Annotated in this window: 18 protein-coding genes and 1 riboswitch; of the genes, 10 read left to right on the forward strand and 8 right to left on the reverse strand. The window is 70.7% G+C overall.

Annotation, left to right across the window (positions count from 1 at the left end; genetic code table 11):
• Positions 1-3: 3 nt before the first annotated feature.
• Positions 4-756, reverse strand: coding sequence for an isocitrate lyase/PEP mutase family protein (locus tag NF4_RS22935; RefSeq protein ID WP_063129439.1), 753 nt, complete (start codon positions 754-756; stop codon positions 4-6).
• 92 nt (positions 757-848) lie between these two features.
• On the opposite strand from NF4_RS22935, the gene NF4_RS22940 reads away from it, so the two are divergent.
• Positions 849-1,643, forward strand: coding sequence for a Pr6Pr family membrane protein (locus tag NF4_RS22940; RefSeq protein ID WP_198165432.1), 795 nt, complete (start codon positions 849-851; stop codon positions 1,641-1,643).
• Here the strand turns inward: NF4_RS22940 and NF4_RS22945 are convergent.
• From NF4_RS22945 to NF4_RS22960, 4 genes are all read right to left on the reverse strand, one after another.
• A complete protein-coding gene (locus tag NF4_RS22945) occupies positions 1,567-3,672 on the reverse strand; it encodes a RecQ family ATP-dependent DNA helicase (RefSeq protein WP_063129484.1) in 2,106 nt (701 codons plus the stop codon). The two genes, NF4_RS22940 and NF4_RS22945, sit on opposite strands and share 77 nt — an antisense overlap.
• Before the next feature lie 112 nt (positions 3,673-3,784).
• Positions 3,785-5,644, reverse strand: a complete 1,860-nt coding sequence (locus NF4_RS22950; RefSeq protein ID WP_063129440.1) for a Na+/H+ antiporter — start codon at positions 5,642-5,644, stop codon at positions 3,785-3,787.
• Positions 5,645-5,703: 59 nt separating this feature from the next.
• The gene (locus NF4_RS22955; RefSeq protein WP_063129486.1) at positions 5,704-6,663 is read right to left on the reverse strand and encodes a nucleoside-diphosphate kinase; all 960 of its coding nucleotides are present in this window, start codon (positions 6,661-6,663) and stop codon (positions 5,704-5,706) included.
• A 10-nt stretch (positions 6,664-6,673) separates the two neighbouring features.
• The gene (locus NF4_RS22960) at positions 6,674-8,191 is read right to left on the reverse strand and encodes a PEP-utilizing enzyme (RefSeq protein WP_063129441.1); all 1,518 of its coding nucleotides are present in this window, start codon (positions 8,189-8,191) and stop codon (positions 6,674-6,676) included.
• 349 nt (positions 8,192-8,540) lie between these two features.
• On the opposite strand from NF4_RS22960, the gene NF4_RS22965 reads away from it, so the two are divergent.
• The 3 genes from NF4_RS22965 (at position 8,541) to NF4_RS22975 (ending at position 11,297) form a co-directional block, all read left to right on the forward strand.
• On the forward strand, positions 8,541-9,239 hold the full coding sequence (locus tag NF4_RS22965) for an ESX secretion-associated protein EspG (RefSeq protein WP_063129442.1): 699 nt from the start codon (positions 8,541-8,543) through the stop codon (positions 9,237-9,239).
• Positions 9,240-9,319: 80 nt separating this feature from the next.
• On the forward strand, positions 9,320-9,694 hold the full coding sequence (locus tag NF4_RS22970; RefSeq protein WP_039827705.1) for a hypothetical protein: 375 nt from the start codon (positions 9,320-9,322) through the stop codon (positions 9,692-9,694).
• 532 nt (positions 9,695-10,226) lie between these two features.
• Positions 10,227-11,297, forward strand: a complete 1,071-nt coding sequence (locus NF4_RS22975) for a hypothetical protein (RefSeq protein ID WP_063129443.1) — start codon at positions 10,227-10,229, stop codon at positions 11,295-11,297.
• Between the two features lie 17 nt (positions 11,298-11,314).
• Here NF4_RS22975 and NF4_RS22980 read toward each other — a convergent pair whose 3' ends face one another.
• Positions 11,315-11,992, reverse strand: coding sequence for a hypothetical protein (locus tag NF4_RS22980; protein ID WP_157120520.1), 678 nt, complete (start codon positions 11,990-11,992; stop codon positions 11,315-11,317).
• Between NF4_RS22980 and NF4_RS22985 the strand changes: the two genes are divergently transcribed.
• The gene (locus tag NF4_RS22985) at positions 11,986-12,777 is read left to right on the forward strand and encodes an aminoglycoside adenylyltransferase family protein (RefSeq protein WP_063129445.1); all 792 of its coding nucleotides are present in this window, start codon (positions 11,986-11,988) and stop codon (positions 12,775-12,777) included. The two genes, NF4_RS22980 and NF4_RS22985, sit on opposite strands and share 7 nt — an antisense overlap.
• An 18-nt stretch (positions 12,778-12,795) precedes the next feature.
• On the opposite strand, the gene NF4_RS22990 is transcribed toward NF4_RS22985, so the two are convergent.
• Entirely contained in the window at positions 12,796-13,533 is a 738-nt protein-coding gene (locus NF4_RS22990) for an SDR family NAD(P)-dependent oxidoreductase (RefSeq protein ID WP_063129446.1), read from the reverse strand.
• A gap of 136 nt (positions 13,534-13,669) precedes the next feature.
• Positions 13,670-13,823, forward strand: a riboswitch (cobalamin riboswitch).
• Between the two features lie 133 nt (positions 13,824-13,956).
• On the opposite strand from NF4_RS22990, the gene NF4_RS22995 reads away from it, so the two are divergent.
• From NF4_RS22995 to NF4_RS23015, 5 genes are all read left to right on the forward strand, one after another.
• On the forward strand, positions 13,957-14,874 hold the full coding sequence (locus tag NF4_RS22995; RefSeq protein WP_084533364.1) for an ABC transporter substrate-binding protein: 918 nt from the start codon (positions 13,957-13,959) through the stop codon (positions 14,872-14,874).
• On the forward strand, positions 14,871-15,923 hold the full coding sequence (locus NF4_RS23000; RefSeq protein WP_439956771.1) for a FecCD family ABC transporter permease: 1,053 nt from the start codon (positions 14,871-14,873) through the stop codon (positions 15,921-15,923). Before NF4_RS22995 ends, NF4_RS23000 begins: the two co-directional genes overlap by 4 nt.
• Positions 15,924-15,969: 46 nt before the next feature.
• Positions 15,970-16,749 (forward strand): ABC transporter ATP-binding protein, encoded by a 780-nt coding sequence (locus tag NF4_RS23005; protein ID WP_063129447.1) that lies wholly within the window; start codon positions 15,970-15,972, stop codon positions 16,747-16,749.
• Positions 16,750-16,858: 109 nt separating this feature from the next.
• The gene (locus NF4_RS23010; protein ID WP_063129448.1) at positions 16,859-17,743 is read left to right on the forward strand and encodes a hypothetical protein; all 885 of its coding nucleotides are present in this window, start codon (positions 16,859-16,861) and stop codon (positions 17,741-17,743) included.
• A 9-nt stretch (positions 17,744-17,752) separates the two neighbouring features.
• Positions 17,753-18,412, forward strand: a complete 660-nt coding sequence (locus NF4_RS23015; protein ID WP_063129449.1) for an endonuclease V — start codon at positions 17,753-17,755, stop codon at positions 18,410-18,412.
• Positions 18,413-18,441: 29 nt separating this feature from the next.
• On the opposite strand, the gene proB is transcribed toward NF4_RS23015, so the two are convergent.
• Positions 18,442-19,563 (reverse strand): glutamate 5-kinase, encoded by a 1,122-nt coding sequence (proB, locus tag NF4_RS23020; RefSeq protein WP_063129450.1) that lies wholly within the window; start codon positions 19,561-19,563, stop codon positions 18,442-18,444.
• Between the last annotated feature and the right edge of the window lie 13 nt (positions 19,564-19,576).

The raw sequence follows: 19,576 nt of genomic DNA on the forward strand, positions 1-19,576 counted from the left end.
TAGTCACTTCCAGGGTTCCAGCAGTCGTTTCGCCTCCACCGCGAGCGCGGCCTGCAGGAACGGCCCGAAACTCACGCGCGCCGCCCCGGCTTCCGCGAAATAGGCCTTGTTTCCCTGCTCCGGCAGGGTGACCGCGTTGACCGGCAGCGGCAATTCGGCGCACAGCCGGGCCAGCACGTCCGGCCCGTAGCGGCCGACCGGATACAGCACATCGGCCCCTGCCGCGGCCGCCAGCCGCAACCGTTCGATCGCCGGGCCGACGAGTTCGGCCGGATCACCGGAGGGGGCGAGCAGCAGATCGGTGCGGGCGTTCACGACGACGTGCACACCGCTGTCGTCGGCCGCCTGTCGCAACCGGCCCACGAGATCGGCGTGCTCCTGCGGTTCGCGCAGCCGCCCGCCTTCCTTGTGCACGGTGTCCTCGAGGTTGAAGCCGACCGCGCCGGCCTGCAACAACCCGTCGATGAGCGCCGCCGGCTCGACACCGTAACCGGATTCGAGATCGACCGAGACCGGCACATCCACCGCGGAGGTGATCTCCCGGACGCGGCCGAGCACATCGGTGAAGGCCATACCCTCGTGATCGGATTTGCCGAGCGAATCGGCGAGCGGATGGCTGCCGACCGTGAGCGCCGGAAAACCGGCCTGCTGGACGAGATCCGCCGACCAGGCGTCCCATACCGTGGGCAGGATCACCGGGTCACCGGGGCGATGGAGTTCGAGGAATGCGGCGGCCTTCTCGGGCAATGTGGTCACCGCACCGATCCTGCCGTACCCGGGCCCGGATACGCACCCGCTGTCGCGTGTCGCCGGCCCGGGCACGGCCGGCGACGGCAGGATGGACCGGTGTGAACGCGCATATTCGGCCGGCCGGCCGGGCCGCCGCGGCCGATTCGGCCGCCCGGGCCTGTCATCTCGTGATCGCACTGGTGATCGCGGCCGCATTGGTGACCCAGTTGGCGCTGCTGTTCACCGGCGGCCCGGACGCGAACTCGGGACGCGCGGAACCGGACGCCGGTATCGGGACGGAACTTGTCCGCCTGTTCAGCTATTTCACCATCCAGAGCAATCTGTTCCTGCTGGTCGCCTCGGCGGGGCTGGCTCTGAATCCGGCGCGGGACGGGCGGCTCTGGCGGGTGGTGCGACTGGACTCCCTGCTGGGGGTCGTGATCACCGGCCTCGTCTTCACCCTGGTACTCGCGGACGAGGTACATCTGACCGGCGCGGCGTGGTGGGCGAATCTGGGCTTCCACTATCTCGCCCCCTGGGCCGGCCTGGCCGCATGGCTGGTGTTCGGGCCCCGGCCCCGGATCGATCGGCGCACGATCGGCGCCGCACTGGTCTGGCCGGTTGCCTGGATCGGCTACACCTTCGCCCACGGCGCCGTGACCGACTGGTACCCGTATCCGTTCCTGACCGTCACCCGGAAGGGGTACGCGACCGCGGTGACCAACACACTCCTGGTGGTCGTCCTGGCAGTGGTGCTGATCGGCCTGTTCGCGCTGCTCGACCGGCTGCCCACCGCCAGGGGGCGAACCCGGTCGGCGGCCGCCGCGGACGCACCGGTCAGGCCGGGGTCGCCAGCGCGAACGGAAGAACCGCCGGGGCGCCCGCCCGGCGTAGCGCCCACGCCGCGACGGTGAAGGTCCAGCCGGTGTCGGTGAGGGTGTCCACCAGCAGGATCGGACCGTCCGCCGCGCCGAGGTCGGGGACCTCCCACCCGTCGTACAGCGCGGCGACCCGGTGGGCCGAGTTGACGGCGGAGACCGGTGGCCGGTCCGGACGGATGCGCAGCGTGCCCAGGTGGCGCAGGCGGCCGATCCCGGCGAGGCGTTCGGCCAGCGATCCGGTGAGGACCGGATGCGTCTCGGACTCCAGCGCCAGTACCGCGGTGGGCCGGACGGCCCAGCCCCATTCCCGCAGTACCGGAATGCACGCGTCGACCACCTCGTCGGGAACCGGGCCGTCGGGGCCGTCGAGGATCGGGCGCAGCCGCCGGCCCCAGCCCAGCGAATTCAGCCGGCCCAGCACCCGCCCGGTCTCGGCGCCCTCGGCGATCTTGCCGGACAGCGGCACACCCAGTTTCGCCATCCCGGTCGGCCACTGTTTACGCGGCGCGAGATCGATACCGGGCCGGTCGAGCCGGGCCCGGGTGGCGGCCACCGCCGCGGTGTCGACGGTGGTCTCGCGATGCTCGCCGGTGCAGTTGTCGCAGCGGCCGCAGGCGCCGGTACCCGGCGCGGCGGCCAGTAGCGCCGGATCGTCGAGCTGGCGGCGCAGGAACTCCATCCGGCAGCCGGTGGTGCGCTGGTAGTCGAGCATGGCCTGCTGTTCGGCCGTGCGGGCGGCATCGAGCCGTTCGTACCGGTCGGCGTCGTAGGCCCAGGGCTCGCCGGTGCCGAGCCAGCCGCCGCGCACCCGGCGGACCGCGCCGTCCACATCGAGCACCTTCAGCACCATGTCGAGCCGGGAGCGGTTCAGTTCGACCAGGGGTTCCAGGGCGGCGGTGGACTGCGGACGCTCCCGATCCAGCGCTTCGAGGACCGACCGGACCACATGCTCGCGGGGAAAGGCGACCGAGGCGAAGTAGCTCCAGATACGGGTGTCCTCGGGGCCGGGCAGCAGGACCACCTCGGCGCGTTCGGTCGCGCGCCCGGCACGGCCGACCTGCTGGTAGTAGGAGATCGGCGAGGACGGCGCACCCACGTGGACCACGAAACCCAGATCGGGTTTGTCGAAGCCCATACCCAGCGCGGAGGTGGCTATGAGCGCCTTGACCTCGTTGTTCAACAGGGCGGCCTCGAGCGCTTCCCGTTCGGTGGGGTCGGTCTGGCCGGTGTAGGCGGCGACCTTGTGGCCGTGTGAGTTCAGCACATCGGCGAGGTCGTGGGCGCCGGCCACGGTCAGGGTGTAGACGATCCCGGAACCCGGCAACCGGTCGAGTTGACCGCTGAGCCACGTGGTGCGTTCCACCGCGTCGTCGAAACGGACCACCGACAGATGCAGCGACGCACGGTCGAGGTCCCCGCGCAGGACCAGGGTGTCGGTGCCGATCTGCCCGGCCACATCGGTCACCACCCGGTCGTTGGCCGTGGCGGTGGTGGCCAGGACCGGTACATCGGCGCCGAGGTCGGCGATCAGCGTGCGGATGCGGCGGTAGTCCGGGCGGAAATCGTGGCCCCAGTCGGAGACGCAGTGCGCTTCGTCGATGACCACCAGCCCGGCGTCGGCGGCGAGCCGGGGCAGCACCTGGTCCCGGAAATCGGGGTTGTTCAGTCGTTCGGGGCTGACCAGCAGCACATCCACCGAACCGGCCGCCACCTGCTGATGGATCTCGTCCCATTCGGTGACATTGCCGGAATTGATGGTCGCCGCGACCACGCCGGCCCGCTGGGCCGAGGCGACCTGGTTGCGCATCAGGGCCAGCAACGGCGAGACGATGACGGTGGGCCCGCGACCCTGCGCGCGCAGCAGCTTCGCCGCGATGAAATAGACCGCGGATTTACCCCACCCGGTGCGCTGCACCACCAGGGCCCGTCGTCTACCGACCACGAGCGCTTCGATCGCGGTCCACTGGTCCTCCCGCAAGCGGGCGCCCGGCCCCGCGAGCTCGCGCAGCAGCGCCTCCGCGTGCTCCCGTAGTTCGCCGGCGACTTCGCCGGCCCCGCCCATGGTGCTGCCCGGTGCCGTCGTCATGGCGCCCATACTGCCGCAGGCCACCGACAGCGGCCGGCCCGCCCGCGGCACCCGGTGAATACCGCGCGCCGGCAGCAGCCGATCGAGGTCAGCCGAGGAGTTCGTCGACGTAGCACCAGCGCCACGCCTCGCCCGGCTCCACACTGCGTATGACCGGGTGATCGGTCGATGTGTAGTGCCCGGCCGCGTGGTTACCCGGGGAGGAATCACAGCAGCCGATATTCCCGCAGGTCAGGCACATGCGCAGATGTACCCAGGTCAGGCCCTCCGCCACACACTGCGCGCACACATCCGGCCCGTCGGATTCGCACACCAGCGGGGCTGCCCGCAGATGCGCGCAGTCCTCGGCCGCGCCGCCGGGGACCGCCAGCGGCTCGGCCCGCTCCTCCTCGTCGCCTTCGTCGAACCGGTCGATCATGGACTCCTCGAGGTCCAGCCGGGCCAGTACGTGCTGGAGGATCTCGTAGTCCACCCCGCCCGAGTCGCGGACCCGCAGCACCGTCTCCCGTTCGGCGCGCAACATCTCCAACCGCAACCGGCGGTATTCGGCGGTGGGGGTCGCCAGCTCGGATTCCGGCCGGCCCAGCCGCTCCCAGGCGGCATTGGTCCGCCAGGTGACCCGGTCGCGCAGTGAGTGCACGACCTCCTCCGGGGTATCCGGACCGATCGCCGCGTCCAGCGCGGCCAGTCCCGCGTTGGACGCCTGGGTCAGCAGGTTCGCCTTCTGCAGCGCGTCCTCGGCACGGCTCGGCCCACGTAGCCGCAGCCGCCGGACCAGCCACGACAGCGAGGTGCCCTGGAGCAGCAGGGTCCCCGCGACGACGACCAGAGCCAGCAGTTTCAATACCGGCAGCTGCGGAGTGTTCGCGGGCAGCAGCAGCACGGCGGCCAGGGTCACCACCCCGCGCATCCCGGCCCAGGAGACCACGGTCGAATGGGCCACGGGCGCCGGCGACCGCCCGATCACCCGCTCGAGGAGGGCATAGCCGAAGATCCAGACCGGTCGTGCCAGTATCACCGCCACCAGGACCGCGAGCGCCGTGACGATCAGGGTGCGGTGGTCCAGCCCGCTCGCCCACGCGTCCCGGACGATCGTGTTCACCTGCAGCCCGATGACGAGGAACACCGCGCTCTCCAGGATGAACTGCGCGGTGCCCCAGTTGATGCGTTCGGCGGTACGCGAGGCCGCGCTCTGCCACACCGGTGCCCCGTGTCCGAGGATCATCCCGCAGGTCACCACGGCGATCACGCCAGAGGCGTGGATCTCCTCGGCGGGCAGATAGGCCAGGAACGGCGCCAGGAAGGACAGTGTGGTGTCCAGGACCGGGTCGGTGATCCGCCGCCGCAACAGGGCGAGCGCGTACGCGACCGCGATCCCCACCACCGCGCCGCCGCCGGCGGCGAGCAGGAAATCACCGCCGGCGTTCCACACCGACACCGCACCCGCCGACGCCGCGATCGCGGTCCGCAGTGCCACCAGCGCGGTCGCGTCGTTGAACAGCGACTCCGCTTCGAGGATGGACACGATCCGGCGCGGCATCCCGATCCGCCGCGCCACCGCGGTCGCCGCCACGGCGTCCGGCGGCGCCACCACCGCGCCCAGCGCCACGGCCACCGCGAACGGCACCGGCAGCAGCCACCAGACGACCGCGGCCACCGCGAACGTACTGAACAGGACCAGCCCCACCGACAGCAGCGCGATCGCGCCGATATTGGCCCGGAAATCCACCAGCGAGGTACGGATCGCCGCCGTGTACAGCAGTGGCGGCAGCAGGCCGAGCAGCACGACCTCCGGTTCCAGATGGACCTCCGGGACGAACGGCAGATACGATGCGGCGACCCCGGCCAGGGTCAGGGCCAGGGGCTCGGAGATGCCGGCTCGGCGCGCCAGCGCCGCCACGGCCGCCGCCGAGGCCACCAGAACAACCAGGCCGATCGCGATGTGCATTCGCGAATTCTCGCAGGTGGCCGATTACCGGTGACACGCCCGTCGGCGCACCCCGGGGGTCAGCGCGCGCCGGCCCGCCAGTCGGCCGCGGTCACCGGGCGCAGGGTCTGTGGTCCGGCGCCGGCCCGCATCGGCAGCACCTCCGCGCCCAGGACGATCGCCGACCACGGGTCGATATCCAGTCCGGACGCCAGGGCTCGGGTCAGCATCGCGGCGCAGGCGCCCGCGGACCCGGCGTCGAAATCCGCCGGTGCGGGGGCACCCGCCCGATCGAGATCGCGCAGGATGCGATCGAGCGCGACGGACTTGTCGAAGGAACGGCACGGCGTCCGGGCATAGAGGGCATCGGCGAGGGTCCGGGCGGTCTCGGCGCTGTCGGCGCCGGTGTACGCCCGCGAGATCACCTCGGCGCGGCGGGTCTCGGGGAAGAAGATGGCCAGTTCCCGCACGACATCGGCGGGGTCTTCCGGCGTGTGCACGGGGTCGAGCACCGTACTGCGCCGGCCGAGCAGGTAGCGCAACTGTCCCGGACGGCGCTGCGCCGGATCGTCGGGTCCCGCGCCTTCGGCCAGCCGTACCGGGGCCGGAAGTTCACCGTCGGGGCCGGTGACGACCAGCAGCAGCGCCTCGGATATCCCGGCCAGCAGATCGGTGAGCCGGTGCCGCTCCGGTGAGGCGGTATTCCAGCTGTAGCGCCACAGGGCGCGCACCAGATGCCGGTTCAACGGCACCGCGGCCGCATCGACCACCCGGAAGCCGTTGCCGGACAGCCATTTCAGCGTCGGATCCACCGCCCGGGAGACGATGGCACCGGGCGCCAGCAGCAGCAGCGAATGGCGGGACGCGAACGCGGCGGGGTCGACCCGCAACCGCCGCAATTGATCGACGCATTCGAGCACATAGGTGTCGCCGTGGTAGGCGCCGGCCTTGTCCTCGGCCGGGGTGAGGGCCGACAGCAGCGCCGCCAGCGGGTCCGGCGGTGGCGGCGCGGCGGGTTGCGCGGTCTGCGGATCGGTCATCTGTTCCACCTCATCTCCGGCCCACCCCGGACAACACCGTCACCGTGCCCGCGGACCCGTCCACCCGCAGGCGCATACCGGTCCGCAGTTTCGCGGTACATCCGGGCACCCGCACCACCGTGGGCACACCGAGCGCACGGGCGACGGTCGCCACCACGGTGAGCGGGCCACCGTGTTCGATCACCAGGGCCGACGCCGACGGTAGTGCCGCCACCCAGCGCGGGTCGGCGCTCTCGGTGACCAGGACCCCCGGGGCCGGGTCGCCCGATCGATCCGCCACCACCGCGGTCCCCTCGGTCACGCCCGCGGCGGACGCGATTCCGGTGAGCACATCGCCGTCGCGCGCGGCCGCGATCCGGGCACGCGGTGACCAACCCTGTTCTGCCAGTTCATTATCCGAGAAATCCGGGCCTTCGGTACTGAAACGTACCGGAGCCGAGAACTCGCCGGCGGCGTGAGCGGCCTTCCGGGCCGCGATCCGGGCCCGCAGATCCGGTATCGGCACCCGGTCGTAGCAGTCGCGCAGTTCGCCTGCGGTGAGATACCGGATATCGGCGGACTCGTGGAGAATCGCGCGGTCGGCGAGGTCGCGGGCCATTACCCGGATCATGGCCTCGACGAGACCCGCCGCACGGGTCCGGCTCGACCGGATGGTGTCCCGGTGCGCGGCACAGCGCGCCGCGCGCACCCGCACCAGGTCGTAGAGCCATCGGCGCGGGCCGCCCAGCGTCCGGTCGAGGTAGGCGTCCGGGTCCACTCCGGTGACGATCGGCTCCCCCACGGCGGGGTGTTCCGGTGCGCCGGATGATCCGGTATCCGCGGGAGGCCGCAGCGCCGCGTACCGGAACGTGGTGGGCGCCTCCGGCAGATAGGTCTCCGTCAGCGCGACCACGGCGCCGGTGAGGATCAGCGCGAGGGCGTCCAGGACCGTCACGGGGCCCCACAGCAGGACCAGCTCCCGGTCCAGGCGCCGATACTCGGCGTAGGCGTGATCCCCGTGCACATAGTCCGTCGCCTCGTAACGGTCACAGACGCGGTCGAACTCGGTCCGGAACTCCCGCATCATCGATTCCGTCCGCAACGCCCGGTGCACGAAGGCCGCGGTCGTCCGGATCCGCGACCGGATCCGGCGCGCCTCCGACTCGAAGGTGAAGGGACGCAGCGTTTCCGCGAGCTCATCGAGCAGTGGGTCGGACGCGCCCAGCACCGCCTCCAGCCCGCGCCGGTTCAGCCGGTGGCCGGGCGCGATCGCCGCCAGCCGATACCAGTGCAGCAGATCCAGATAGACCCGCCCGTGGAAACTGCCCAGCAGGTAGGGCGTCCACGCATCCGTCTGCGCCAGCTGGTCCGCCGGGACACCGAGGAAGCGCGCGTATTCGCGGCACACCCGCCCATGGATCCCGGCGGCGAGGGTGAAGGTCAGCGGGGCGGTGGCCCCGGGGAAGGCCTCGGCGGTGGTGGCATCGTCCCAGATCCGCGGTTCCCCCGGCGCCACCGGCTCACCCGCGCCCCGGATCACCCCCGCCATCGCCCACTCCCGCGGCGGGGAGCGCACGCGGCGCCGGTCCCCGTCCACCCCGGTAGTCGCGCCCCCGGCGCGCACGTCCGAGGGGCCGCACCACGCCGCGCCATGATCTCTGTCTCGGTGTCGTCCGTCCCGAGCACCCGCAAGAACCGACCTCCAACCCGGTCTGCCACAACAGGACATCGTCGTCCGTGCCGACGAGTAAACCCGAGAACGACCTCGTCCACCGCGTATTCGGGTTTTGTGTCCGGCCGCGGGGGCATCGGTTCCGGCCGTGCCGAGGTCGGGGCAGCGCGAAACAACCGATAGTCTGAGAAGGCCCGCGCAGGTTTCGGTGAGGATGTGATTCCGCGTGAGTTGGAGCCTGACCCCCGACGAGTTCGCGCATGTATGGCGTCGCGCCGACCTGGACCGGATCCCCTATCCGCTGCGGGTCCTCGAATCGCCGCGCACCGAGCGCGATGCCCGGCTGCTGCGCGCCGAACTCGCCCAGCGGCTCCCGCCGGACCCCGATCTCGATGCCTGCCTGCGTATTCTCGCGCTGCCGCAAACCCGGGTGATCGCCATCGGCGGGGCGCCCGAACCGGGCCGGGAACTGCGTGTACTGGGCTGCGTCGTCTACGACCGCGCGGTCCTGGCGGTTCAGGCCCCCGGACGCACGCGGGAATTCGGCGGGCCGGTCCAGCTCTCGATCGGGCACAGTACGAAACTCGGCGCCCGGCTGGCGGCACTGCTGCCGAAGGCCCCCGCCGGCCGCCACCCGGCCCGCACCGCCTCGGCCGCGGCGGTCCGCGATACCGAAACCGTCATCCAGGAAGAACGTGCCGCACCGCTGATCCGGAAACTGCTGTGCGCCCCGCACACCGCCGACGGCCACATCCGGATCGAACCGCATCTGGACCGGCCGAATCCGCCGCCGCCGCTGCACTACACCTGGCTCGATGTCGAAAACGACGGTCGCTACCTGCTCAAGGCGGACGAGGACGTGCACATGGTTCCCGCCTCCCCCGAACAACTCGCCGCGCACCTGCAGAAGCGGATACCCGTCTGAGCCGGTATCGCACCGGACCGGCTGCCCCGGGCCGCCGGTTCCGGCTACGCTGGGCCTGACCGACGGAGGGGACGCCAGTCATGAAGATCGAAGACAGCCGCGCCGAGATCGTCCGGTTCCGCCAGGCAGCCCATGCGGGAACGGTCAAGTTCGATCCGGAGGCGGCACGCCGCTGCGCGGAACTCTACGACCGCCAGGCCGATCGGCTCATCTATCTGCGACAGCGCCTGGAAGACGCCTCCGATCCGCACGGTTTCGGAGGTCTGATCTCGGCGCAACAGCTCCAGGCCGGGTTCGGGCACAAGGCCCGCGACGCCGCCGCCCTGCTCGACCACTACATCGAGGCGGCCTACCGGATGAAGGAAGCGTTCCTGGTCAGCGGCGGGCTCTACGACGAGGCCGACGCCGCGAACGCCGCGGCGGTACGCGCGCTCGAAGCGAGGCTCGACCGATGAGGGGCGATACCTCCGCCTTCGCTTCGGCCTCCGCCGACACATGTACCCGCTGGAAGAAGGCTCGATGCGGCGATACCTCCGCCAACGCTTCGGCCTCCGCCGACACATGTACCCGCCGGAAGAAGGCTCGATGCGGCGGAACCTCCTTCGCTACGGCTTACGCCGAACTCGAGTGGCTGCTTCGGAGGAGGCCCTGTGATGCGTTGCCTCCGCGTTTGCTTCGGTCTCCGCGCACGGCAGGCACCGGCTTCGAAGGAGGCGTCATGAGGCGATACCTCCGCCTTCGCTACGGCCTCCGCCGACACATGTACCCACTGCGAAAAAGGTTCAATAAGGCGATACCTCCGCCTTCGCTACGGCTTCCGCCGAACACGGGCTGCCGCTTCGAAGGAGGCCTTGTGATGCGATACCCCGCGTTTGCCCCGGCCTCCGCGGACCGCGTGCAACTGCTTCGGGGGAGGCTCGATGATGCGATACCTCCGCCTTCGCTACGGCCTCCGCGGACCGCATGTAGCTGCTTCGAGGAGACTTCATGATGGGATTTGATCCCGATTACATCAGTGCCATGGAGCATTTCGAAGCCATGCGCCACGAGGACATCTATCGGGCCACCCAGCAGATCGATGCGGGTGAGATCCTGCGGATCTCCGGCACCTGGATGCATGCCGCCACCACCTTGCAGACCTCGCTGCCGCTGACCCGTGCCGGCGCGGACCGGGTGATGAACGCGATGGAATGGGACGGGGAGGCCGCCGACGCCGCCTTCGCCAGCACCCGCAGTTTCGCCGATTCGGTGGAGGAACTGGCCGGCGTGCTCGGTCAGGTGGGGTTGCGCCTGGGTGCGGTGGCCGCGGCCGCGGAAGCGGTGAAGATCGCGGTGGTACCGCCCGGAGATTCCGGCCCGGTCGGCGCGCTGGCCCGACTGCTGGAGGCGGCCAAGGTGATCGACGCGCAGATGGTGCAGGAGGTGCTGCGCCAGGAAGCGATCCTCACCATGAACATGGTCTACAAACCGGCCTATCTGGCGGCGGGTACCGCGGTCCCCGCGCTGCCCGAACCGCCGGCCGCCCCCGGTCCGCTGCCCCCGCTCGGGCCGCCGCCGGCACCCCGGGCTCGGATCGATTCAGCGGTCGGCGCGGAATCGGCCCCGGCGGCAGGAGATTCCACCGCACCCGGCGGCGAGGCCACCGAGTCCGAGGGTGCCACCGATCGGCCGTCGCCAGAGAGCGGCTCGGCCCCGGCCGCACCCCCGCCGGAGGTTCCCGCGACGCCGGAGGACACCCCTGCGCCGTCCCCGGAACACGACGGTGGATCCCCGCAGCCACCGGCATCCGAGGTCCCGGAGCCGACCGACGGCTCGGCGCCCCCCGCCGAGCCCGCTCCCGGGGATACCGCACCGGCACCACCCCCGGCACCACCGGTCCAACCGCCCGCGGCCGAACCACCACCCGCGCCGGCGAATCCGGCCGAGCCGGAGCCGCACGCGGCACCGAATCCGACCGCGGTACCGCTCTCGGATCCGGCCGGGCAGCCCGGTATCACCGGACCGGTGCCCGGACAGCGCGCCCCCGACCAGCCCGGAGTCATTCCGCCACAATCCTGAGGCGGGCCCGCGGAGCACTATTGATCGGGATGGTCCTGCACCCAGTGGAACCGCGGACCGTTCAGCGGGAAGGCAGCGGGATCGGTCGCTCGTAGATCGATGGTCGCCGGCCGTCCGTCCAGTTCTCCGTCCAGTCGCAGGATGCCGGGTTCCGGACGGGCATAGGCGAAGTCGGCAATCGGCATGCCCGCCGGGTCGGTACCGGCCGGAGCGGCGACCGTGAGGGTGTGTGCGGTCGCGTCGATCTGTGCGGGCACCGTCACCAACGCCCCGTTCATCCGCTGCCACGACACCGCGCCCTCCTTCTCTATCACCAGCCGTTGCCAGCGATCGGGGTCGGTGAGCAGCGGGGGTACCGGCCGGCCGTCCATCCGGAACTCGGTGACCTCCCACAGCCCGTACAGTTCGGGCTTCGGCGCACCGCCGCCGTACTCCCACCAGCTCGACCAGCCGAGGACCGCCACTCCGCCGACCAGCCAGATACCGACCGCCGTCTGGGCGAACCCGGCGATCCGCGCGCCCCGCCGGCTCGTGCACAGCGGCGGTTGCACGGCGGGATCGGCACGGCGGGCGAGCAGGAAGAAATCCGCGAAACGGCGGGCCTGCGGGACGAGCAGGATCAGCGGAGTGCGATACCTCGATGCCCGGACGCTGTCGATACCCCTTTGCCTATCGTGGATCCGTGCCCATGCCACCCGCCGGTCTCGCCGCGGACACCGCGCCGATCACCCGAATCGTCACCGATCTGCTGGGTGCCGACCTGCTCGGCCTGTACCTGTACGGGTCGGCGGTGACCAGCGGTCTGCAGGACGACAGCGACCTCGATTTCCTGGCGGTCACCGCCGCGGCCCTCGATGACGCACTGCGTTCGCGTTTGGCCGAGCGACTGCTCCCGCAGTCGGGACGGTGGCCCCGCACGGGCGAGGCCAGGCCGGTGGAACTCACCGTGGTGGCGCGTGACGCCGTGGTGCCGTGGCGCTTCCCGCCGCGCGGCGAGTTCGTGTACGGCGAGTGGTTGCGAGCGGAGTTCGAGCGCGGTGCGGTCGACCCGCCCGCGCCCGACCCCGATCTGGCGATCCTGCTCGGCATGGTGCGCGACTCGTCGGTGGCGCTGGCCGGACCGCCCGCCGCTCGGTTACTGGATCCGGTGCCGCCGGAGGATCTGGTCCGCGCGATCACGGAGAGCCTGCCCGCGTTGCTCGCCGGCGTGGACGGTGACGAGCGCAATACCATCCTGACACTGGCCCGGATGTGGATCACCGCGGAGACCGGGGCGGTGGTCTCCAAAACCGAAGCGGCCCAGCGACTCGCGGCGCGGGTGCCGGCCGCGCACGCCGCGTTGCTGCGCCGCGCGCGGGACGGCTATCTCGGTGCGGCGGTGGACGACTGGGCCGGGCACCGTGCCGAGGTGGCGGCGTTCGTGCGATATGCCGCCGCGGGGATCACGGCCGCCGCGGACGCCGACCGGGAACAGCACTGAACACTCCGCCCGGACCCGCTACCAGGCGATGGCCCCCTGCGCGCCGACGAAGGAACCGTCGGTGGACACCTCCGGCGACTCCGCCGCCGCGAGGACGACCTGGGCGGCCTGCTCCGGTGTCGTCGGCGCGTCGGCCGCCGCGGGAGCCAATTCGGTCGCGACGAAACCGGGGCATACCGAGGTCACCCGGACGGCGGTATCGGCGAGCGATTTGGCCAGGCCGACCGTGATGCTGTTCAGTGCCGCCTTCGACGCCTGATAACCCGGGACCACCATCGAGTAGTACGCCGATTCCGGGTTCCGCTGCTCGGTGAGCGAGCCCATCTCGGTGGAGATGTTGACGATCCGGCCGGCCGGTGCGCGGCGCACCAGCGGCAGCAGCGCTTCGATCACATTGACGGGACCGAAGGTGTTGGTCATCAATGTCTCGGTGAACGCGCCGGGATGGGCGAAGTTCACCGTGCCCGTGGCGGTGGCCTCGGGCAGGATGCCGGCATTGTTCACCAGTACATCGATGTGGTCGTGCCGTTCGGCGAGGGAATCGTGCAGGCACCGCGCGCTGTCCACCGAGCACACGTCGAGGATCTCCCCCTCGGCCGCCAGTCCCGCCGACCGCAGTTCGCCCACCACGGCTTCCACCGCCGGCGCGCGGCGGCCGGTGACGATCACCCGGTAGCCCGCGCGGGCGAATGCCGTCGCGGTGGCGCGTCCGATTCCGCGGGTTGCCCCGGTGACCACCACGATCTTGTCCGACATGTCGTTCCTTTCGTGATTTCCGTTCGTGCCCTATGAGCATCGGGGAGGACATACGGTGCGCGCTGGCAGGAAATCGCCGTCGCATTCGCCCACGGCCGGTATGCCGGTTCGATCGGGTCGAACGTCCAGTTCGCTGTCGGATAGCATGGACGGCGGCCGCACTGCGGTCGGGGCGTGATGAGGGAACCCGGTGGAAATCCGGGACTGGCGCGCAACGGTGACACCCGCGTGGTGGAGTCCGATCACTCATCCGCCGAGCTCGGTTCCCGGCCTCGCGCACAGGCCCAGACGCAAGGAGTCCACGCCGTGACGCGGTCCTTTTCTTCGGCGGTCACCGCCGTGGTATCCACCCTCCTGCTGGCCGGATGTACCGGTGCCCCCGATTCGGGCGGTCCCGCCGCCGGGTCCGCCGCCGGTTACCCGATGACGATCGAGAACTGCGGCGTCGAGATCACCGTGGCGGCGCCGCCGCAGCGGGCGGTCGCACTCAATCAGGGGTCGGCGGAGATCCTGCTGTCGCTCGGTCTGGCCGATCGTATGGCCGGCACCGCCACCTGGACCGATCCGGTGCGGGAGAACCTGGCCGCCGACAACGCGCGGGTGCCGCGGCTGGCCGACAACAAACCCTCCTTCGAGGTCGTCCTGGACAAGGAACCGGATTTCGTCACCGCCTCCTTCGGCGGTACCCTCGGTCCCGGCGGCGTGGCCGAGCGGCAGCAGTTCACCGAACTGGGTGTCCCCACCTATCTCTCGCCCACCGACTGCGACGGCAAAACCGATATCAGCGTCAATGCCGACGGTGCCCGCACCGAACCGCTGACCATGGATTCGGTGTACCGGGAGATCCGCGACCTGGCCGCCGTCTTCGATGTCGCGGACCGCGGTGAGCGGCTGGTCACCGAACTGCGCGACCGCTACGCGGCCGCATCCGGGCGGATCGCCGCGGAGCGGGTCTCGCTGGCCTACTGGTTCGCCGACACCTCCACGCCGTACGTCGCGGGCTGTTGCGGCTCGTCCGGGATCATCACCGACGCGGTGGGCGCGAAAAACGTATTCGACGACACCACCGACGAATGGCCGCAGGTCAGCTGGGAGACCGTCCTCGACCGCGACCCCACCGCCCTGGTCCTGGCCGACCTGAGCCGGCGCAGCCTCGCCGGGGACGCGCTGGACAGCAAGATCGCCTTCCTGGAATCGAATCCGGTGACGGCGAAACTGACCGCGGTCCGGGAGCGGCGCTACATCGTGGTCAACGGCGCCGATATGAATCCCTCGATCCGGACGGTCGACGGGGTCGAGAAAGTCGCCGACGCCCTGGAGCGGTGGGGTTACGGTTCGTGAGGTCCGCAGCACCGAGCACCACCGTCCGGGTCGCCCGCGCGCCCGCGACGGCGGCGCTGGTGGTGGCCGGTGCGGCCGTCCTGGTCGTCTCGATGGCCTTCACCGTCACGATCGGTCCGGCCGAGCTGTCGGTCGGCGAGGTCTACGCGGTGCTGTTCGAGAAACTCGGGATCGGCACCGCGGCCGTCTCGCCGATCCGCGAAGGCATCGTCTGGCAGTTGCGGCTACCACGGACCCTGCTCGCCGCGATCTGCGGTGCCGGTCTGGCGGTATGCGGGGTGGTCATGCAGTCGCTGTTGCGCAATCCGCTCGCCGATCCGTTCGTGCTCGGGATCTCCTCCGGCGCGTCGACGGGTGCGGTACTGGTGGCGGTCCTCGGTGTGGGCGGCGGTCTGATCTCGTTGTCCACCGGCGCTTTCCTCGGTGCGCTCGTATCGTTCGGGCTGGTGCTGGTACTGGCCGCGGGAGCCGGGGGCGGCACCGCGAAGGTGGTCCTGGCCGGGGTCGCCGGAACCCAGCTGTTCTCCGCGCTCACCTCGTTCGTCGTCCTGTCCTCGGCCGACGCCGAACGGACCCGCGGGATCCTGTTCTGGCTGCTGGGTTCGCTCGCGGGCGCCACCTGGACCGATGTGGGCACGACCGCGGCCGTGTGCGTCGCCGGGCTGGCGTTGTGCCGGTGGTACGCCTCCGCGCTGGACGCGTTCACTTTCGGCTCGTCGACCGCCGCGACCCTGGGCGTCGCGGTCGGCCGGACCCGGCTCGTCCTGCTCGTGATCACGGCGCTGATGACCGCGGTATTGGTCAGCGCGGCCGGGGCGATCGGTTTCATCGGTCTGGTGCTACCGCACGCCGCGCGTTTCCTCGTCGGTCCCCGGCACAGCCGGCTGATCCCGGTGACCGCGGTACTGGGCGCGATCCTGCTGGTCTGGGTCGACGCGCTCGCCCGGACCGTGTTCGCGCCGCAGGAGGTACCGGTCGGCGTCGTCACGGCACTCATCGGTGTCCCCGCCTTCGCCCTGCTGCTGTGCCGTACCCGGAGCGCGCCGTGACCGGCCGGGCATTCGAGAACCGGACCCCGGCCTCGCGGAGCGCACGGTGACACTGCACGCACAGGATCTGTCCTGGACTCGCGGCGGCAACCTGGTCGTCGACGCGGTGACCGTCCGTCCGGAACCCGGGCAGACAGTGGGTCTGCTGGGACCGAACGGTTCCGGTAAATCATCGCTACTGCGCCTGCTGGCCGGAGTTTCACGACCGGATCGCGGCAGCGTCACCCTGGACGGAACTCCTCTGCATCGCCTCGGCCGCCGCCCGCTGGCCCGCCGGATCGCCATGGTCGGGCAGCACGCGCACACCGAGGTCGATATCACCGTGCGGGATGTGGTGCGGCTCGGACGCGTTCCGCACCGCGACGTGTTCGGCCAGGACGGCGACGAGGAAGCGGCGATCGACCGGGCCCTGCGCGACACCGGGCTCACCGGCCACGCACACCGTTACTGGAGCACCCTCTCCGGTGGTGAACGGCAGCGCACCCAGATCGCCCGGGCGCTGGCCCAGGAGCCCGGTGAACTGCTGCTCGACGAGCCGACCAATCACCTCGATATCGCCCATCAGCTCGATATCCTCGATCTCGTCACGCGGTTGCCGCTCACCACCGTCGTCGCCCTGCACGACCTCAATCTCGCCGCGATGTTCTGCGACTACCTGCTGGTTCTGGACCGGGGCCGGGTGGCCGCCCACGGCATCCCCGCCGAAACCCTCACCGAACGACTCGTGCGGGACGTCTACGGTGTGGCCGCGACGATCACGGTCGACGACGGTGTGCCGGTCGTCCGCTACCGCCGCGCCGCGGTCCCTCCCGGATCCACCCGCTGAGTCCGGAGCACCGTGGCGCACAGACGACACGGCGCACGAGGCGGAGTTGCCCTTCGATTGCCGATATCATCGCAGGCGCCCGATCGAATCTGAAGTACAGGTAGTACCGATGACAAGCCAGCCGCACACCGTATCCCCCGAGCAGCCGAAGGCCGTTGCGGGGCCGGACGCGGTGGCCGATCCGCGACCGGCTCCGGACCGGGACTTTTTCCCGCCCCCGCGGGAATTGTGGGGCAATCTGAACGGCTGGACCTATCCGGCGGTGTTCCTCGTAGCCGTTCTCGCCACTTTTCTGCTGGCGCAGGCCGCGCTCGCGCTGGACGCCGGGCAACCGTTACAGCCGGCGATCCATATCGCGGCCGCCGCCTGGGTCGCCTCCTACCTGCCGATGCTCTCGGCGACCTCGCGTGGCCGTTCGCGGATCCGGATCGAACGCGCGCGATTCGCCAATGAGCAGGACACACTGGTGATCCGCCGGTCCCTCGGTTACGAGGTCGCCCTGGTGATCTGTTTCCTCGGCCTGGCGACAGTGTGCGCGATCTTCGGTATCGGCACCTGGACCGGCACGCTCACCCTGAATCCGCATCCGCCGATTCCACCGTGGGTGGCTCTCACCGCCGCCGGACTGGTTCTGCTCTATCTCTGTGTGTACGCGCGGCGACCGGAGATCCGCCGGCTGGTGCTGACACCGATGCATATCGTGCTGCCCACCAAGACCTCGGTCGCGAACATGGTGAGCTGGACCTCGATCGAACAGATCGAGGTGGTGTCACGCAACAATTCCAAGGGCACCATCCGGATCTCCCGCCCCGGTCGCAAACCCGGTCGCCGGGTCACGAAACGTATCCACGCGGAGAAACTCTCGATCGGGTCGGCGGCCACCTACTGGCTGATCCGCTTCTACCACGAGAACCCCGACCTGCGCGTCGAACTCGCCGACGAACGGGCCGCCGAACGGTTGCGCACCTACGCGGTGGTCCCCGAAGCCGGATAGGCTGCCGGCATGGTACGGGTCCGGCGGATGCACGAATGGGCGGTCAGCGCGGACGAGGCCGTCGCCGTGCAGCAGCGACTGCGGGACCGGGTACGGCTGGGCGACGAGCACGGCCCGATCCGGCGGGCCGCCGGGCTGGACGTCGCCTACCGCGATCCCGATATCGCGATAGGCGTGGTCACCGTGCTGGATGTGGATTCGCTGACCGTGGTGGACCAGTCGGTCGTCCGGGAGCGTATCGAGTTCCCGTATATTTCGGGTCTTTTCGCATTCCGCGAGATACCGCCGCTGACCCGCGCGCTCGAAGCCCTGCGCGTGGAGCCCGATGTGCTGGTCTGCGACGGTCACGGGCTGGCCCATCCCCGCCGCTTCGGCCTCGCCGCGCATCTGGGTGTACTCACCGATCTGCCGAGTATCGGTGTCGCGAAGAAATCCTCCGGCGACTATCACGAGCCCGGCCCGGCCCGCGGTGATTCGAGCCCGGTCACCGTGGACGGGGAAATCGTCGGCCGTGCCCTGCGCACCCAACCCGGCGTCAAACCGCTGTTCGTCTCGGTCGGACACCGCTTCACCCTCGACTCCGCCTGCGCGCTGGTGCTGCGACTGGCCCCGCGCCACCGGCTACCGGAGACCACCCGCACAGCCGATCATCTGGGCCGTATCGCCTGACCCGGCAGCCGACGAGGTCGTCCCCGCGGTCAGACGCGGACCAGATCGTCGGCGTGGATCACCGGACGCTGCATACCGTCCGGCAGTTCCCGGGTCGAACGGCCGAGCACCGTCGCGAGTTCGGCGGCGTCGTATTCCACGACCCCACGCGCCACGACCGTGCGATCCGGGCCTACGAGATCCACCACGTCACCGCCGTGGAAACGGCCGCGGACCCCGACGATTCCGGCGGCGAGCAGCGAGCGCCGGGCATGGGCCACGGCCTCGACCGCCCCGGAATCGATGAGGATCGCGCCCCGGCTGTCGGCGGCGTGCCGGACCCAGAACCGGCGCGCCGACAGCCGCACCGGACGGGCGGCGAAAGCGGTGCCGACCGTACCGGTCCCGAGCGCTTCGGCGGCCTCGGCGGCCGCGGCCAGCAGCACCGGGACACCGGCGTCCGCGGCCAGCCGGGCGGCCGACAGTTTCGAGGCCATCCCGCCGGTGCCGAGCACGCCGCCGCTCCCGGCGATCACGCCGTCGAGATCGGCGCTGGTGCGCACCTCGCCGATGAAATTCGCGTCGCCCTTACGCGGATCACCGTCGTAGAGCCCGGCCACATCGGAGAGCAGGAACAACGCGTCGGCGCCCACCAGATGGGCCACCAGCGCCGCCAGCCGGTCGTTGTCGCCGAACCGGATCTCCTCGGTGGCGACGGTATCGTTCTCGTTCACCACCGCCACCGCACCCAGCGAGCGCAGCCGGTCCAGGGTGCGCTGCGCATTGCGATGATGTTCCCGGCGGGCGAAATCGTCGGCGCTGAGCAGGATCTGACCGACGGTGCGGTCGTACCGGGCGAACGAGGTGCCCCAGGCATGGACCAGCGCGAGCTGGCCGACGCTGGCCGCGGCCTGTTTGGTCGCGAGGTCACGGGGCCGCCTGGTCAAGCCGAGCGGGGCCAGACCCGCACCGATCGCTCCGGACGATACGACGACCACATCGGAACCGGCCCGCATCCGGGCCTCGATGGCGTCGGCGAGCCGGTCCAGCCGGTCGATATCGAGTCCACCGGTCAGGCTGGTGAGCGCGGACGAGCCGATCTTCACCACCACCCGCCGGGCCCCGGCGATCGCCCGCCGGGCGTCACTGAGTTCTGCCGAAACCCGGGTCACGGCCGTGCCCCTG

Source organism: Nocardia fusca NBRC 14340, from assembly GCF_001618425.1.
GTDB lineage: Bacteria > Actinomycetota > Actinomycetes > Mycobacteriales > Mycobacteriaceae > Nocardia > Nocardia fusca.

Coding starts and splice junctions, on each gene's coding strand:
- NF4_RS22945 (WP_063129484.1), bottom strand. CDS start 3,672: ATGGGCGGGGCCGGCGAAGTCGCCGGCGAACTACGGGAGCACGCGGAG.
- NF4_RS22950 (WP_063129440.1), bottom strand. CDS start 5,644: ATGCACATCGCGATCGGCCTGGTTGTTCTGGTGGCCTCGGCGGCGGCC.
- NF4_RS22955 (WP_063129486.1), bottom strand. CDS start 6,663: ATGACCGATCCGCAGACCGCGCAACCCGCCGCGCCGCCACCGCCGGAC.
- NF4_RS22960 (WP_063129441.1), bottom strand. CDS start 8,191: ATGGCGGGGGTGATCCGGGGCGCGGGTGAGCCGGTGGCGCCGGGGGAA.
- NF4_RS22970 (WP_039827705.1), top strand. CDS start 9,320: ATGAAGATCGAAGACAGCCGCGCCGAGATCGTCCGGTTCCGCCAGGCA.
- NF4_RS22975 (WP_063129443.1), top strand. CDS start 10,227: ATGATGGGATTTGATCCCGATTACATCAGTGCCATGGAGCATTTCGAA.
- NF4_RS22985 (WP_063129445.1), top strand. CDS start 11,986: ATGCCACCCGCCGGTCTCGCCGCGGACACCGCGCCGATCACCCGAATC.
- NF4_RS22990 (WP_063129446.1), bottom strand. CDS start 13,533: ATGTCGGACAAGATCGTGGTGGTCACCGGGGCAACCCGCGGAATCGGA.
- NF4_RS22995 (WP_084533364.1), top strand. CDS start 13,957: ATGACGATCGAGAACTGCGGCGTCGAGATCACCGTGGCGGCGCCGCCG.
- NF4_RS23010 (WP_063129448.1), top strand. CDS start 16,859: ATGACAAGCCAGCCGCACACCGTATCCCCCGAGCAGCCGAAGGCCGTT.
- NF4_RS23015 (WP_063129449.1), top strand. CDS start 17,753: ATGGTACGGGTCCGGCGGATGCACGAATGGGCGGTCAGCGCGGACGAG.